Source organism: Xanthomonas sp. GPE 39 (assembly GCF_000963005.1).
GTDB lineage: Bacteria > Pseudomonadota > Gammaproteobacteria > Xanthomonadales > Xanthomonadaceae > Xanthomonas_A.
The window spans coordinates 1,699,272-1,713,765 of sequence record NZ_JZHZ01000007.1; the positions used below are offsets into that span (position 1 = coordinate 1,699,272).

Genomic DNA, 14,494 nt, shown 5'->3' on the forward strand with positions numbered 1-14,494 from the left:
GCCCGACTAGGCGGGCGACCACCCCAGGGTTCGCACGCCGGGGTCAACGCGAATCATACCTATGCAAACGCCTCACAAGAATATTGTCTTGCAATGACTCCAGCACCATGATCCTTGACTGCCGCTTGCTCAGCTAGAGCAGACACTCGACGTCAATCTCAGATCCACGCTTGGTGTCTTTCATGGACATGCGCCAGTGCTGAGGTAGCAGTTGCTTCTCACCACCATTGCTACGGCCGATATCAACAGCAACCAGAAATCAGGTTTCCTCTAACGGGAACTCAGTGGAGCCGACGTGCACACTACACAGCGCCATGTGAGGAAGTTCTGCACCAAAGCCCATCCAGGGATATTGCTCTACGGGTAAATTCCAAAAATCACATAAAATTAACCAAGCCAACAACTTCTCTGGAAGCGCCTGGAGCAGATCGCCACCGTCCACCTGGCGTGTTCACCGCCGGGGCAAGTGCAGCCAACGTGGTGAACGGCGCAAGTCGGGCATTTCGGCATGAAACGCTGGTCGGGGCGCTGCCGAATGGGCGAACCACGGCAGACGGCAACCTCAATGTCCGCCGTCGCGCTCGGCCAGCCAGCGATGCAGCGCTGACGGTACTTCACGCTGGGCGCGGCCAGAGACGTAGATGCCGATATGTCCACCACGGAAACTCAGTTCAGCGTAGTCGTGGCTACCGACCACCCCACGCAGCGCACGCGAGGCGTCCGGCGGCACCAGATGGTCTTGCTCGGCGTAGACGTTGAGCACCGGCATCGTCACCTGTGCGAGATCCACCGTGTGCTCGCCGATCCGGGCGCGGCCATGCACCAGCGCATTGTCCTGATAGAACTGTTTGACGAATTCGCGAAACGTCTCGCCCGCCAGATCCGGCGAGTCGAAGATCCACTTCTCCATGCGCAGGAAATCCTCCAGCGCCTGCGGATCGTCGAGGATGTCGAGCAGGCCGACATATTTCTGCAGATTCAGCCGGAATGGTTTGAGCATCAGGTAACTGACGTTCATCATATCGGCCGGTACATTGCCCAAGGTATCCACAAGCAGGTCCACGTCGAGCTGACGTACCCAGTTCGAGAGCATGTTGTCCGGCGTGTGGAAATCCACCGGAGTCACCATCGTGACCAGATTGCGCACTTTCTCCGGTCGCAATGCGGCATAGCACAGCGAAAACGTGCCGCCCTGACAAATACCCAGGACATTCACCGGCGCACAGGCGTTGCTGCCGCGCAGATGATCCACCGCACCGTCGATGTAACGCAGCAAGTAATCTTCCAGGGTCAGGTAGCGCTCGGATCGATCAGGGTAGCCCCAGTCCAGCACATACACATCCTCGCCCAGAGCCAGTAGACCCTGGACCAGCGAACGATCAGCCTGCAAATCCACCATGTACGGGCGGTTGACCAGGGCATACACGATCAGCAATGGCACCTTGGCCGTCGGTGCTTGACTGCCGAGGAAGCGATACAACACGACCTTGCCATCGCGCCATACCTGCTGGCGTGCAGTGGCCCCGTACTGCACCTCGTCCAGGCCGGGCAGTACGCGCATACCTTCGAGCAGCTTGCGCTGCAGCTCCAGGGTTTCTTGCAGCAGATCCTCGCTACTGAAACTCAACGGCCCCTTCATGCACGGCTCCGTCGTGGCGGCGACGCACCGAGGCCACGGTGCGCTTTGGCAGGTGCCGACGGCATGGCCTGAGCCGTCTTCGCCGGTGCCTTCTTGGATGCGGCGCGTTTAGCCGGCGCGGCCGGAGGCGTCGAGAGGGCGGCGGCTGAGGCACGCTCCGCTGCTGGCGGATGCGCCGTGCCAGCACCCTGCCCCGCGCCGCGCTCCAGCCGACGCAGGCGTCGCTCCAGATCGGCGATGCGGCCATGCGCGGCATCCAGCTCGGTACGCGTCGGCAAGCCCATTTGCTCGCAGACCTGCTCGAGCTCGCGTTGCAGCAACGCCCGTAACCGCATCTGCGCATTGGCGAAATCGGCGTAGACCTGTTGGAACTGCGGCGACAACGCCGCCGCCGCATAGGCCTCTTCGGCGGCGTCGATCCACAGGTCGAACATCGCCCGCGCGTTGGTCAATTGCCGGCCTGGGTCCTCGTGTGCGCGCAATTTCTCCTCGAACACAGCGAACGCGCGGTCGATGGCCGCATGCAGCAGCGCCAGATAAGCCTGCGACTGTGCCAGATACTCCTGCTGCGCCTTGGTCAGCGCCCGCCAACGCGCATGATGGTTGCGGGCGGGGCCGAATCCAGGCATCTGCAGCCATGGGCTGCTATCGCGTTGCAGGCTCTGCATCCACTGCGCCGTTTGCTGCAGCCACGGGTCGAGCGTGGCGCCACGCAGCGAACCAAGCAACCACTGCAGGCATTGCTCGCGTTGGCTCTGCACCTGAAGCTTCCAGGCATCGGCCACCTCGGCACTGCTGGCATCACGCCCGGCGAAGCTGGCGGCCACTTGCTGCATCGCGCCAAGCCAAGCGCAGGCGTGCTGCTGGAACTTTGCAACCGCGTCCTCTGCCTGCGTTGACGTGCCACTCGGCAGCCATTGCGCCCAGGCATCGATGGCCTCGCGCCAGGACCCGCTCTCGCGCATGGGCGCGGCCGCCGCTGCGGTGCTCCCATGCTGCAGCATGGCGCTCCAGGCGCCCCAGTATTGCCGTGCCATTGCTTCGAAATCGCCGGGGCTCGTGCCGCCGCTAGCTTTCATCGCCACTCTCCCAAGCAGGTTCGCGATGATAGCAATACGTCGCCGCTCAGGGCTTGGGAATGCGCAGGGTCTTACTGATCATCAGCGACCCAGACAACGCGAACAGCAACACCAATGGGTGCAGTAACCAAGGGCCCAGGCGACATTGGCCCCACCACAGTGCATCGCCGATGCGGCCAAGATGCGCGGCGATCGCCAGCACGATCACCAAGCCCAGGCTGCTGGGAATCGGGGTACCTTCGAAATACGGGACCTTGTCGTCATCGCCGGCCAGTTGCTCGGCGGTGACGTTGTAGCGTGCCAGACGGCTGACCCCGCAACACACGAAGAAGCTCAGCACCAGCCAGTCCCAGCCACCTTGCATGCCGCAGGCGTAGGCCAACGCCGCCGGAGCGACGCCGAAGGAAATCACGTCGGCCAGCGAATCCAACTCGCGCCCCAGAGTGGAGGCCGACTTGCGCCAACGCGCCACCCGGCCATCCAGGGCATCGAACACGAACGCCAATGGAATCAGCGCCATGCCGAAGAGCAGGTCGCTGCATCGGCCATCCTGCAGAAAACGCATCGCCGCGAACACCGCGCCAGTCCCGCAGAAGGCATTGCCGAGGGTGAACCAATCGGCCAGCCGGAACTCGCGCAACATCGAAAAATGACGTTTCATCGACATGTCATTGGCATGTGTGGCGGATTCGACGTAGACGTCCTAATGGACGAATACAGAGTAGCGTGCCGCCGCCGCACTGGCGAGCGCCGCCGCTGCGGCTTGTCGCGTTGCGCTGTTACGCTGGACGCCCTACTCCCGCACAGGTACGCCCCATGCAGACTGTCCTGATCACCGGCGCCGCCAGCGGCATTGGCGCTGGCATCGCCCGCGAACTCGCCAGCAGTGGCCACCATATCGTGGTCAGTGACCTCGACGCCGCCGCCGCTGCCAGCGTGGCCACGCAATTGCGTGAGGCTGGCGGTTCGGCCGAGGCGGTGGCGTTGGACGTTGGCAGCGCGGCCAGCATCGAGGCGGCCCTGGCCGCGTTGTCGCGACCAGTGGACGTGCTGGTCAACAATGCCGGGTTGCAGCACGTGGCACCCTTGCAGGACTTCCCGATGGACAAGTGGAGCCTGCTGGTGGAAGTGATGCTCACCGGCGTGGCGTGCCTGACCCAGGCGGTGTTGCCGGGCATGCGCGCGCGCGGTTTCGGTCGCATCGTCAATATCGGCAGCATCCACTCGTTGGTCGCCAGCCCGTACAAGAGCGCCTATGTCGCGGCCAAGCACGGGCTGGTCGGGTTTTCTAAGGTGATCGCACTGGAAACCGCCGATACCGACATCACCATCAACACGCTCTGCCCCAGCTACGTCAAAACGCCGCTGGTGGACAAGCAGATCGCCGACCAGGCCCGCACGCGCGGCATTTCCGAAGCCGACGTGGTCGCGCAGGTGATGCTCAAGCCGATGCCCAAGGGGGTGTTCATCGACTACGACGAACTGGCCGGCTGTGTGGCATTCCTCGCCTCGCCTGCCGCGCGCAATATCACCGCACAGACCATCGCCATCGATGGTGGCTGGACGGCGCAGTAGTTGCAGTCATCCCCGTCGCTGTGGGGAAGGCGGCCGCGCTCTTGTGGCCGCCCTGGCGCTATTTTCGCCAACGCCGATACTCGCCTTACGCAGCAACACAGGGCCGTGCTTATCCACAGACTTGCGGCGATTCCATCCACAGCCGCTGTGGAGAACCACGCCAATGTCTGCCGATTTTTTCACCACTCACCGTATACGACTAGCAATTTCAGTCACTTGTCGACGTTGCCCACAAGCTTGTCCGGCATCGATCCACAGCCGTTGTGGACAACCAGCGCGCGCCGACACCGATGTGCAGCTCACACCCGCGAATAGCGCCAGGACAGCATGCGTCCATCGCGGTAAGGCATGACACCATGGAAAGGACGCGGATCGTCGTCGAACACCAACGGCAAGAAATGGCGGTCGCCTTCCCACAACGGCAGCGTCGCCATCTGCGCCACCGGCACCCAGGCCAGACTGCCCTCGGCATTTTCGGAATAGGGTTCGCCGCTGTAGGCATCGATCAAGAACACGAAGCCCAGCCAGTCCTCGCCCTGCTTGCCGAAGCCCGGCCAACTGATAGTGCCGCGCAACTGCAAGGTTTCGCACTCGATGCCGGCTTCCTCACGGATTTCGCGGCGCATTCCGGCCAAGACATCCTCGTCCGCCTCGACCTTGCCGCCGAGGCCGTTGTACTTGCCCAAGTGCTGGTCACCGGGCCGCGCATTGCGATGCACCAGCAACACCTGGGAGCGGTCGGGAGAAAGCACGTAGCCGAGGGTGGCGACAATCGGGGTATAAGGCATGCGCTGGCGGAGCGATGGGCTGTGGCACAGTATGCCGTATCGGCGTTTAGACTGCGGGAGCGGCCGTATCGTGTCGCAGGCGTGGCAGCGGCGGCGCCGGCTTCAATGTGGCCACGCCATGGCCGCGCTCGGCCAGGTAGTCCAGCCACTTGCTGAGAAACGTATTCATGCGCATGCGGTGGCTTATAAGCTCCGCTGGCGGCGGATACAAGCCCATGACGTCCTGCCAGCGGCGACCGACATAGCAATGGGTGGTTTCGGCCTGGCGTGCGTCGCGATACAGGCGCACATAGGCCGACGGATCCGGTTCGCCAGTCACCGGATCGCACAGGTCGTAGGTGATGCGCAGTTCGACGGTGTAGCGATGGTGTTCGATCACGTCCAGACGCAGGTCCAGACCGTCGCCGATGCTGGAGAGATAACTGCCCACGACCAGATCGGCCGGCGCGAACAGGCGATTGAGATGCTGATAATTCTCGGCATACAACCCCATCAGCCAGGCAAATCGGCTCAGCCGGGGGATACGTTCGCTACGGGTCAGGGCGTGCGGCATGGTCCCGATCGTACACGCTGGAGGGTGTAAGCGGCAGCATTGACGGATCGGACCAGCCGGCCTACCGTGGAAACCCACTTCGCGAACGCGAGTGCGCCGGTTCAGCCAGATTCTGCGCCGCTCAGGCCCGTATCGCTGAACCTGCCCTCAGAACATCTCCCGCTGCAGCCCCAAGGTGGTCAGTACCTTGCTGGAAATCTCCTCGATCGAGGTATGCGTCGTACTCAAGGTTGGGATCCGCTCCATGCGGAACATGCTCTCGGCTGCGGCGACTTCGCGCCGGCACGTCTCCAGGTTGGCATAGCGCGAATTCGGCCGCCGTTCCTGGCGGATCTGCTGTAAGCGCTCTGGGTCGATGGTCAGCCCGAACAGTTTGTTGCGATAGGCGCGCAGACGCGGCGGTAGACGGTCGTGATCCAGATCTTCATCGGTCAACGGATAATTGGCCGCACGCACGCCATAGTGCAGCGCCAGATAGATGCACGTCGGTGTCTTGCCAGCGCGCGAGACGGCCACCAGGATGAGATCGGCTTCGTCGTAAGTCAGCGCGATGCCGTCGTCATGGGTCAAGGCGAAATTCATCGCATTGATGCGGCGATGATAAGTCTCGAAATCCACCATGCCGTGCGCCTGCCCCACCCTTGCGTGCCGCGGCGCGTTCAATTCGCGCTCCAGTGGCTCGATAAACGGTGCGAACACGTCCAGCATCAGCGCTCCGCTTTCGGCCAGCAGCATGCTCAAGCGCGGGTCGACGCAGGAATTCACCACGATCGGCCGCACCTGATAGCGCTCGCCCGTGGCATGGATCCGCTGCGCCGCCTCGCGGGCTTTTTCCGCATCGTCGACGAATGCAATGCGGTCAGTGACGAAATTGAAACCGGTGAACTGGGTCAGCAAGCTATGCCCAATGGTTTCAGCGGTGATACCGGTTCCATCGGAGACGTAGAATACCGGCCGGATCGTCGACATGGTCTGCATGTTCCTGGCTGTCACGCAAAGGACACGCTCCATTGCGCTTGTGCGGATGTGCGGATGCGCTGCATGATACGGCGTATTTTCTCACGGATGCGGCTGTTCAGCCCGCCTCGGGTGATGGCCAAGACGGAGCCTCGCACTTGAACGAGAACATTCTTTGGCTGCATGAGTTGCGCCTGACCGATCTGGCCCGCGTCGGCGGTAAGAACGCCTCTCTCGGCGAAATGATCGGCAATCTGGCCGGATTGGGCGTGTCGGTACCGGGCGGTTTCGCCACCACATCAGACGCATTCAAGGCGTTCGTCGCACACAACGCGCTTGATCGACGTATCTTCGACAAGCTCGCCACCTTGGATGTAGAAGACCTCACTGCGCTGACCGCCGCCGGCAAGGAAATCCGCGACTGGGTCATTGACGCGCCGCTGCAACCCGCATTGGATCAGGCCATTCGTCACGCCTATCTCAAGCTATGCAACGACAACGGTGGTGGCGAGGTCGCAGTGGCCGTGCGCTCCTCGGCCACCGCCGAAGATTTGCCCGATGCCAGCTTCGCCGGTCAGCAGGAAACCTTCCTCAACGTGAGCGGCGCCGACGCTGTCGTGCAAAAGGTCAAGGAGGTGTTCGCCAGCTTGTACAACGACCGTGCCATCGCCTACCGCGTACACCATGGTTTCAAGCACGAGGACGTGTTCCTGTCCGCTGGCGTGCAACTGATGGTGCGCTCGGGCGTCGGCGCATCCGGCGTGCTGTTCACGCTCGACACCGAATCGGGCTTCTGCGAAGTGGTGTTCGTGACCGCGAGCTTCGGCCTCGGCGAAATGGTCGTGCAAGGCGCGGTCAACCCCGACGAGTTCTACGTCTACAAGCCCACACTGAAGGCCGGCAAGCCGGCGATCCTGCGTCGCTCACTCGGCAGCAAGGCGATCCGCATGGTGTATTCCGAGGTGCCCGGCGAACGCGTACGCATCGAAGACACTCCGGCGGCACTGCGCAACACCTTCTCGATCAGCGACGAGGACGTGCAGGAGCTGGCCAGACAGGCGCTGGTGATCGAGCAACACTACCAACGTCCGATGGACATCGAGTGGGCCAAAGACGGTGTCAGCGGCAAGTTGTTCATCGTGCAGGCGCGCCCAGAGACGGTGAAATCGCGCGGACATGCCACCCGGATCGAACGCTTCGTGTTGCAACAGCGCGGCGATGTGATTGCCGAAGGCCGCGCCATCGGCCAGAAAATCGGCGCTGGTGTCGCGCGTGTGGTGCGCAGCCTGGACGACATGCATCGAGTGCAGCCCGGCGACGTGCTGGTCGCCGACATGACCGACCCTGACTGGGAGCCGGTGATGAAACGCGCCTCGGCCATCGTCACCAACCGCGGCGGGCGTACCTGCCACGCGGCGATCATCGCGCGCGAACTGGGGGTGCCGGCGGTAGTCGGCACCGGCAACGCGATGAGTTTGATCGCCGACGGCAGCGACATCACCGTCAGTTGCGCCGAGGGCGACACCGGTTACATCTACAGCGGACGCCTGCCGTTCGAGCGCATCAGCACCGATCTGGACAACATGCCACCGGCCCCCTTGAAGATCATGATGAACGTGGCCAACCCGGAGCGCGCGTTCGATTTCGGCCAACTCCCCAATGCCGGCATCGGCCTGGCGCGACTGGAGATGATCATTGCCGCGCACATCGGCATCCACCCCAACGCACTGCTGAACTACGCCAAGCAAGACGCGGCGACCAGGCAAAAGATCGATGCAAAGATCGCCGGCTACGCCGATCCGGTCAGCTTTTACGTCAACCGCCTGGCCGAGGGCATCGCCACCTTGACCGCATCGGTCGCACCGCACCCGGTGATCGTGCGCCTGTCGGACTTCAAATCCAACGAGTACGCCAACCTGATCGGTGGCAATCACTACGAACCGCATGAAGAAAACCCGATGATCGGCTTCCGTGGTGCCAGCCGCTACGTCGATCCGAGTTTCGCCGCCGCGTTCGCACTGGAATGCGAAGCGGTGCTCAAGGTTCGCAACACCATGGGTCTGGACAATCTGTGGGTGATGATTCCGTTCGTGCGCACCCTGGAAGAAGGCCGCAAAGTCATCGAGGCACTGGCTGGTAACGGACTGCGCCGGGGCGAGAACGGCCTGAAGATCATCATGATGTGCGAGGTGCCATCGAACGCCTTGCTGGCCGAGGAATTTCTCGACATCTTCGACGGCTTCTCAATCGGCTCCAACGATTTGACCCAGCTCACCCTGGGGCTGGACCGCGATTCCTCGATCGTGGCGCACCTGTTCGACGAGCGCAATCCAGCGGTCAAGAAACTGCTGTCGATGGCGATCCAGGCCGCACGGGCCAAGGGCAAGTACGTGGGCATTTGCGGCCAGGGGCCGTCGGACCATCCCGATCTGGCCGAGTGGCTGATGCAGGAAGGCATCGAGTCGGTATCGCTGAATCCGGACACGGTGGTCGATACCTGGCTGCGGCTGGCCAAGCGCAAGCACGAAGGTTAAGGCAATGGCAGGCAGATGGATGACGGCATGGGCAGCGGCCACGGGCACTTCTTCGGTTGCGCCAACAACGCCCACGTTCGATTGGACACAACTGGATTGGGCTCGATATGCGCTCAACTTAGCAGTGGCGTTGCTCATCCTGATCGCCGGGATGTGGATCGCCAAGCGGCTGAGTCTGTGGTTACAACATGCGCTGCTACGCGCTGGAGTGGAAAGCACGCTCAGTAAATTTCTGCGCAACCTCAGCTATGCCTTGATGCTGGTGCTGGTGCTGGTGAGCGCACTACAGAAAATCGGGGTACCGCCGACCTCGTTGTTCACCGTACTCGGTGCCGCTGGATTGGGCGTCGGCCTGGCGCTGAAGGACTCACTGTCCAACATCGCTTCGGGCGTGATGCTGATCGTCCTGCGGCCGATACGCGACGGCGATCATGTCGTGGTGGCCAGCCAGGAAGGCGTGGTGGAAGAGATCCGTATCTTCCAGACCCGCCTGCGCACGTTCGACGAGCGTATGGTCACCCTGCCCAACAGCACGATCACGACCGCACCGATCGTCAACTACAGCACCCTGCCCAATCGGCGTCTGGAGATCACCGTCGGCGTCGGCTATGGCGACGACCTCAAGAAAGCGCAAGACCTGCTTGTGCAGATCGCCGAGAACAATCCCACCATCCTGAAAACGCCAGCACCGTTCGTACAGGTCGCCAAGCTCGGCGAAAGCACGGTCGATCTGACGCTATTCGCTTATACCAAAAACAGCGACTTCGGCACCGCCAAGAGCACCACCCTGGAACAGATCCGCAACCAACTGCTGGAGAACGGTCTCAGCATTCCCTACCCACAGCGTGACCTGCACGTGTATCACCACGCCGCCGATGGGACTCTGATCGCCGAGCTGTTGCGCAAGAGCGTCATCGATCAAGGCGGCAGCACGGCCGAGCCGCCACAGACACCCTGATCTGGACGCAAAAACGACAACTGCGCCTAGATCGCGCGGGCCTGCCGATACGAAGCAGGCCTTAGCGTGGCTAACAAAACGTCGCGAAGCGACTCTTAGGCGATGTCCTGCCCGCCCAACGTGCCCATGAACGGCCGGTAGTAACGCAGTTCGGCGATGGAGTCGTGCACGTCGCTGAGCGCGGTATGCGAGGAGGTCTTGACGAGCCCGGCGGACACCGTCGGCGCCCAGCGCCGCGCCAGCTCCTTCAGTGTGGACACGTCCAGATTGCGATAGTGGAAGAAACGCTCCAGTCGTGGCATCTGCCGGTGCAGGAAGCGCCGATCCTGGCAAATCGAGTTACCGCACATCGGCGAGACGCCAGGCTTGCACCACTGTGTCAGGAACGCCATCGTCTGCGCCTCGGCCTGTGCCAGACCAACCTGGCTATCGAGCACGCGCTGCCACAGCCCGGACTGACGGTGCTGATTGCGGTTCCACTCGTCCATCGCTTCCAGCGTCTGCAATGGATGCGCGATGGCGAACTCCGGCCCCTCCGCCAACACGTTGAGTTGCGCATCGGTGACCACCGTGGCGATTTCGATGATCGAATCGCCTTCGGTATCCAAACCGGTCATTTCCAGATCGATCCAGATCAGTCGATCGTTCGCCGCGTGGGTTTGCGCCATATCACCATCCTATCGTTCGCAACGGCACTGCCGCGCGAGAGTGTACGTATCGTGCTTTCATGATACCGCGTGGCCTGCGACACCGGCAGGGGCGCGCAGGCTCAGCCGCCGACCAGCGGCTTGCCGCGTTTAGCGCGGAAGTAGTTGGTCAGCCGCGTGCTGGCCACCGCCGCCAGCACGCCACTGCGGACCTGTACACGGTGGTTGTGGCGTGGATCGCCCAGCAGATCGAACACGCTGCCGCAGGCGCCAGTCTTCGGGTCGGCGGCGGCGTAAACCAGTTCCGCCACACGTGCGTGCACGAGCGCCATCGCACACATGGCACACGGCTCCAGGGTCACGTAGAGCGTGCTGCCAGGCAAACGATGGTTGCCCAGCCGGCGGCCCGCCTGTCGCAACGCCACGATCTCCGCATGCGCGCTGGGATCGTGCTCGGCAATGTTGAGATTCCACCCCTCGCCCAGCACCGTATCCTCGGCCGACACCAACACCGCACCAACCGGGATCTCACCGAATTCGCGCTCGGCGCGCTCGGCCAGCGCCAGTGCATGGCGCATCCAGCGTTCGTCGCGCGCCTGCTCGCCGTCGCTCATCGCAACGCGCCGTGGCTGCGCACGAACTCGGCGAATACCGCCAGCGTCGCCTCGCTGACGTGATGTTCGATGCCTTCTGCATCGCGGCGCGCCGTATCCGCATCGATGCCCAGCGCGAGCAGAAACTGTTCCACCGTTTGATGCCGCTGCCGGCTGGCTGCGGCCAGTGCCTCGCCCTCGGCGGTCAGGAACACCCCCCGGTAGGGCCGTTGCACCACCCAACCACCTTTGACCAGGCGCTTGAGCATCTTGGCCACCGTCGGCTGGGCCACGCCCAGGCGCGCGGCGATATCCACCTGCCGCGCTTCGCCGCCATCGGCGAGCAGATCGGAAATCAGTTCCACATAGTCTTCGATCAGCTCCAGGCGGTGCGCCTGCCGCACCTGACGGAAGCTTTCGACCTGCACTTCGGCATCGAGCAGTGCCGCCACCGGCACCATCGACTTCCCGCTTTTCTGCATCGCAACGCCCTTGTCCGGTGCCGGCGCATGCCGGCCACCTGTCTATTCTGGCCGAAATCGCGGCTATCGCAGCGATTTAATTTACCAATGCTAAAGCATATAGCATCTGCTATATAATGACGCATACTTCGTCGCTGCGCCCGTTGCCATGGCCGACCCCCTCTCCCTGCCCACCTCCGCCAGCCCATTGCCCACGACAAGCGGCGATGCGCGTCCCACGCTGGGCCACCTGCATGCCAGCGTCGCCGTACCTGGGAACGGACGCGGATGGCGGCGTTTCCTGGCCTTCCTGGGACCGGGCTACATGGTCTCCGTCGGCTACATGGACCCCGGCAACTGGGCGACCGACATCGCGGGCGGCTCGCACTTCGGTTACCTGCTGCTCTCGGTGATCCTGCTCTCCAACCTGATGGCGATCGTGCTGCAAGGATTGGCCGCGCGGCTTGGCATCGCCACCGGCCACGACCTGGCACAGGCTTGTCGCGCGCACTACTCCAAGCCGGTGAACATCCTGCTGTGGCTGGCTTGCGAGGCGGCCATCGTCGCCTGCGACCTGGCTGAAGTGATCGGCACCGCGATCGCGCTGAAGCTGCTGTTCGGCATCCCGCTCACTCTTGGCGCGATCATCACCGCCATCGACGCACTGCTGGTGCTGCATTTGATGCGTCGTGGCTTCCGCGCCCTGGAGGCATTCGTGATCGCCTTGCTGGGGGTGATCTTCGTTTGCTTTCTGGCGCAGATCGCGCTGGCCGCGCCGCCGTTGCGCGAAGTGCTGGCCGGCTTCGTCCCGCACGCACAAGTCGTCACCGACCCCGCCGCCCTGTATCTGGCCATCGGCATCATCGGCGCGACGGTGATGCCACATAACCTGTACCTGCACTCGTCGATCGTGCAGACCCGCGCTTACGAGCGCAGCGATCAGGGCCGCCGTTCCGCGCTGCGCTGGGCGCTGACCGACAGCACCATCGCGCTGAGCCTGGCCCTGTTCGTCAACGCCGCGATCCTGATCCTGGCCGCCGCCGTGTTCCATGCGCATGGCCGCACCGACGTCGAACAAATCGAACAAGCCCATCAACTGCTGGCACCGATGCTCGGCGTCGGCCTGGCCTCCACGCTGTTTGCAGTGGCACTGCTGGCGTCGGGCATCAACTCCACCGTGACGGCCACGCTGGCCGGACAGATCGTCATGGAAGGCTTCCTACATCTGCGCCTGCCGGCCTGGACACGGCGCCTGCTGACCCGTGGCCTGGCGATCATCCCGGTGATCGTGGTCACCTGGTTGTATGGCGAACAGGGCACCGCCAAGTTGCTGGTGCTCAGTCAGGTATTACTGTCGATGCAACTGCCGTTCGCGGTCATTCCGCTGGTGCGCTTCGTCACCGACAAACACAAGATGGGCCCATTGGTGGTACGGCGCTGGCTGGGCTGGTTGTCCTGGGCCATCGCCGGACTGATTGTGGTGTTGAACGTGAAGCTGCTGGCGGACATCTGGCTGCATTGAGCACTGCGACACCGCAGCCGCAGTGCCGCACACAGGCATCGTCTTCACGAATCCGCGGACAGATAACACCGCTCTACAGCCGTAATCCGGCATCCACGATGCACGCCTGATCGCCACAACCGCATCGATGCCGGAACCTGCGCCGCGACCAGCCCGACCACAACGCATCGCGTCTGATCGGCGTTTTCGCGTGATCGTCATGTTGATGGTCGCCCACCATGCTTTTGCTATTGCTAGTCGGCATGTCAAATCGTCTACCGACACAGAACTGGCTCACGCAGAATATCGCAACGATACGCATGACAGCGACAGACCGTGGGCACCACGGCAGTACGCGCCCAGCCAATGGAGAAGAGACAGACGATGAAACACTTCACCCTAAAAACCCTATGCATGACCGCGCTGTTGGCCACCACCAACCTTGCATTCGCCGCAGATACCGGCAAGGCACCGTTCTCGCTTCCACCACTACCGTATGCGAACGCAGCCTTGGAGCCAGCCATCGATGCGCGAACGATGGAAATCCACCACGACCGCCATCACAAGGCTTACGTGGACCATCTCAATGAAAAGGTGAAAGACTATCCGGACCTGGCGACGACCTCGCTGGAGGACATCCAGGCTCACATCTCGCGTTACGACACGACAGTCCGCAACAATGCCGGTGGTCACTACAACCACAGCCTCTTCTGGACGCTGATGGCACCGGTCGGCAAAGGCGGCAGTCCCTCGCCCGCACTCAAAGCCAAGTTGGTGCAGACATTCGGCTCGGAAGCCGCCTTCCAGACCAAATTCGCCGAAGCGGCCGGGAAATTATTCGGCTCTGGCTGGGCATGGCTGATCCTCAAACCAGATGGTTCACTCGCCATCACCACCACGGCCAATCAGGACAACCCACTGATGGACGTCGTCGCCGAGCACGGCACGCCGCTGCTGGCACTGGATGTGTGGGAACACGCTTACTACCTGCAATACCAGAACAAACGCACCGACTACATCAAATCATGGTGGTCGGTGGTGAACTGGAATCAGGTCAACGCACGCTTCGAGAAAGCCGTCGGCAAGCATTGATTAGCGATGTCATGACAGCAGCGTTCTGCTCAGGTAATGCGGCTATCGCGGCATACGCCATATCCGGGACCTGAGCAGGCGCAACTTGCAAGTGCGGCACGAACACCGAACTGAGCG

At 62.5% G+C, this 14,494-nt stretch carries 14 protein-coding genes; 5 read left to right on the plus strand and 9 right to left on the minus strand.

Translation table 11 applies throughout. The annotated features are described in order from the left end of the window. Positions 1-562: 562 nt before the first annotated feature. The 3 genes from XALGPE39_RS07130 to XALGPE39_RS07140 are packed head-to-tail and all read right to left on the minus strand — an operon-like array spanning position 563 to position 3,379. The gene (locus XALGPE39_RS07130; RefSeq protein ID WP_045727578.1) at positions 563-1,639 is read right to left on the minus strand and encodes a class III poly(R)-hydroxyalkanoic acid synthase subunit PhaC; all 1,077 of its coding nucleotides are present in this window, start codon (positions 1,637-1,639) and stop codon (positions 563-565) included. After that, complete coding sequence (phaE, locus tag XALGPE39_RS07135) at positions 1,636-2,718, minus strand: class III poly(R)-hydroxyalkanoic acid synthase subunit PhaE (protein ID WP_045727579.1); 1,083 nt, start codon at positions 2,716-2,718, stop codon at positions 1,636-1,638. The genes XALGPE39_RS07130 and phaE overlap by 4 nt, the downstream gene beginning before the upstream one ends. 46 nt (positions 2,719-2,764) lie before the next feature. After that, positions 2,765-3,379, minus strand: a complete 615-nt coding sequence (locus XALGPE39_RS07140; RefSeq protein WP_045727580.1) for a CDP-alcohol phosphatidyltransferase family protein — start codon at positions 3,377-3,379, stop codon at positions 2,765-2,767. A 155-nt stretch (positions 3,380-3,534) separates the two neighbouring features. On the opposite strand from XALGPE39_RS07140, the gene XALGPE39_RS07145 reads away from it, so the two are divergent. After that, positions 3,535-4,293 carry a 3-hydroxybutyrate dehydrogenase gene (locus tag XALGPE39_RS07145; protein WP_045727581.1) on the plus strand — a complete coding sequence of 253 codons (759 nt, stop codon included), beginning with the start codon at positions 3,535-3,537 and terminating at the stop codon, positions 4,291-4,293. Between the two features lie 299 nt (positions 4,294-4,592). Here the strand turns inward: XALGPE39_RS07145 and XALGPE39_RS07150 are convergent, their stop codons facing one another. The 3 genes from XALGPE39_RS07150 to XALGPE39_RS07160 all read right to left on the minus strand — a co-directional run bounded on the left by XALGPE39_RS07150 (position 4,593) and on the right by XALGPE39_RS07160 (position 6,603). Further along, positions 4,593-5,081 (minus strand): 8-oxo-dGTP diphosphatase, encoded by a 489-nt coding sequence (locus tag XALGPE39_RS07150; RefSeq protein WP_045727582.1) that lies wholly within the window; start codon positions 5,079-5,081, stop codon positions 4,593-4,595. Positions 5,082-5,127: 46 nt separating this feature from the next. Beyond that, entirely contained in the window at positions 5,128-5,634 is a 507-nt protein-coding gene (locus tag XALGPE39_RS07155) for a DUF1249 domain-containing protein (RefSeq protein ID WP_045727583.1), read from the minus strand. Positions 5,635-5,781: 147 nt separating this feature from the next. Next, a complete protein-coding gene (locus XALGPE39_RS07160; RefSeq protein ID WP_045729042.1) occupies positions 5,782-6,603 on the minus strand; it encodes a pyruvate, water dikinase regulatory protein in 822 nt (273 codons plus the stop codon). Positions 6,604-6,749: 146 nt separating this feature from the next. Between XALGPE39_RS07160 and ppsA the strand changes: the two genes are divergently transcribed. Together ppsA and XALGPE39_RS07170 are read left to right on the plus strand one after the other, a co-directional pair. Next, positions 6,750-9,125, plus strand: a complete 2,376-nt coding sequence (ppsA, locus tag XALGPE39_RS07165) for a phosphoenolpyruvate synthase (protein WP_045727584.1) — start codon at positions 6,750-6,752, stop codon at positions 9,123-9,125. A 19-nt stretch (positions 9,126-9,144) separates the two neighbouring features. Then, positions 9,145-10,083, plus strand: a complete 939-nt coding sequence (locus tag XALGPE39_RS07170; RefSeq protein WP_161795329.1) for a mechanosensitive ion channel family protein — start codon at positions 9,145-9,147, stop codon at positions 10,081-10,083. Between the two features lie 95 nt (positions 10,084-10,178). On the opposite strand, the gene orn is transcribed toward XALGPE39_RS07170, so the two are convergent. The 3 genes from orn to mntR form a co-directional block, all read right to left on the minus strand. Beyond that, positions 10,179-10,751 (minus strand): oligoribonuclease, encoded by a 573-nt coding sequence (gene orn, locus XALGPE39_RS07175; protein ID WP_045727586.1) that lies wholly within the window; start codon positions 10,749-10,751, stop codon positions 10,179-10,181. A gap of 101 nt (positions 10,752-10,852) precedes the next feature. Next, positions 10,853-11,344: a tRNA adenosine(34) deaminase TadA gene (gene tadA / locus XALGPE39_RS07180; protein ID WP_045727587.1), complete on the minus strand. Its 492-nt coding sequence runs from the start codon at positions 11,342-11,344 to the stop codon at positions 10,853-10,855. Next, entirely contained in the window at positions 11,341-11,805 is a 465-nt protein-coding gene (mntR, locus tag XALGPE39_RS07185) for a manganese-binding transcriptional regulator MntR (RefSeq protein ID WP_045727588.1), read from the minus strand. The genes tadA and mntR overlap by 4 nt, the downstream gene beginning before the upstream one ends. Before the next feature lie 148 nt (positions 11,806-11,953). Here mntR and XALGPE39_RS07190 point away from each other — a divergent pair, with 148 nt between their 5' ends. Together XALGPE39_RS07190 and XALGPE39_RS07195 are read left to right on the plus strand one after the other, a co-directional pair. Next, entirely contained in the window at positions 11,954-13,306 is a 1,353-nt protein-coding gene (locus XALGPE39_RS07190; protein WP_045727589.1) for an Nramp family divalent metal transporter, read from the plus strand. Positions 13,307-13,669: 363 nt separating this feature from the next. Further along, positions 13,670-14,377 (plus strand): superoxide dismutase, encoded by a 708-nt coding sequence (locus XALGPE39_RS07195; protein ID WP_045727590.1) that lies wholly within the window; start codon positions 13,670-13,672, stop codon positions 14,375-14,377. The last annotated feature ends 117 nt before the right edge of the window (positions 14,378-14,494 follow it).

Excerpts from the sequence above, each read along its gene's own strand:
- XALGPE39_RS07160 (WP_045729042.1), bottom strand. The coding sequence starts at position 6,603 with ATGTCGACGATCCGGCCGGTATTCTACGTCTCCGATGGAACCGGTATC.
- XALGPE39_RS07195 (WP_045727590.1), top strand. The coding sequence starts at position 13,670 with ATGAAACACTTCACCCTAAAAACCCTATGCATGACCGCGCTGTTGGCC.
- XALGPE39_RS07155 (WP_045727583.1), bottom strand. The coding sequence starts at position 5,634 with ATGCCGCACGCCCTGACCCGTAGCGAACGTATCCCCCGGCTGAGCCGA.
- mntR (WP_045727588.1), bottom strand. The coding sequence starts at position 11,805 with ATGCAGAAAAGCGGGAAGTCGATGGTGCCGGTGGCGGCACTGCTCGAT.
- XALGPE39_RS07190 (WP_045727589.1), top strand. The coding sequence starts at position 11,954 with ATGGCCGACCCCCTCTCCCTGCCCACCTCCGCCAGCCCATTGCCCACG.
- XALGPE39_RS07170 (WP_161795329.1), top strand. The coding sequence starts at position 9,145 with ATGACGGCATGGGCAGCGGCCACGGGCACTTCTTCGGTTGCGCCAACA.
- XALGPE39_RS07145 (WP_045727581.1), top strand. The coding sequence starts at position 3,535 with ATGCAGACTGTCCTGATCACCGGCGCCGCCAGCGGCATTGGCGCTGGC.
- XALGPE39_RS07140 (WP_045727580.1), bottom strand. The coding sequence starts at position 3,379 with ATGAAACGTCATTTTTCGATGTTGCGCGAGTTCCGGCTGGCCGATTGG.
- phaE (WP_045727579.1), bottom strand. The coding sequence starts at position 2,718 with ATGAAAGCTAGCGGCGGCACGAGCCCCGGCGATTTCGAAGCAATGGCA.
- orn (WP_045727586.1), bottom strand. The coding sequence starts at position 10,751 with ATGGCGCAAACCCACGCGGCGAACGATCGACTGATCTGGATCGATCTG.
- tadA (WP_045727587.1), bottom strand. The coding sequence starts at position 11,344 with ATGAGCGACGGCGAGCAGGCGCGCGACGAACGCTGGATGCGCCATGCA.
- XALGPE39_RS07150 (WP_045727582.1), bottom strand. The coding sequence starts at position 5,081 with ATGCCTTATACCCCGATTGTCGCCACCCTCGGCTACGTGCTTTCTCCC.
- XALGPE39_RS07130 (WP_045727578.1), bottom strand. The coding sequence starts at position 1,639 with ATGAAGGGGCCGTTGAGTTTCAGTAGCGAGGATCTGCTGCAAGAAACC.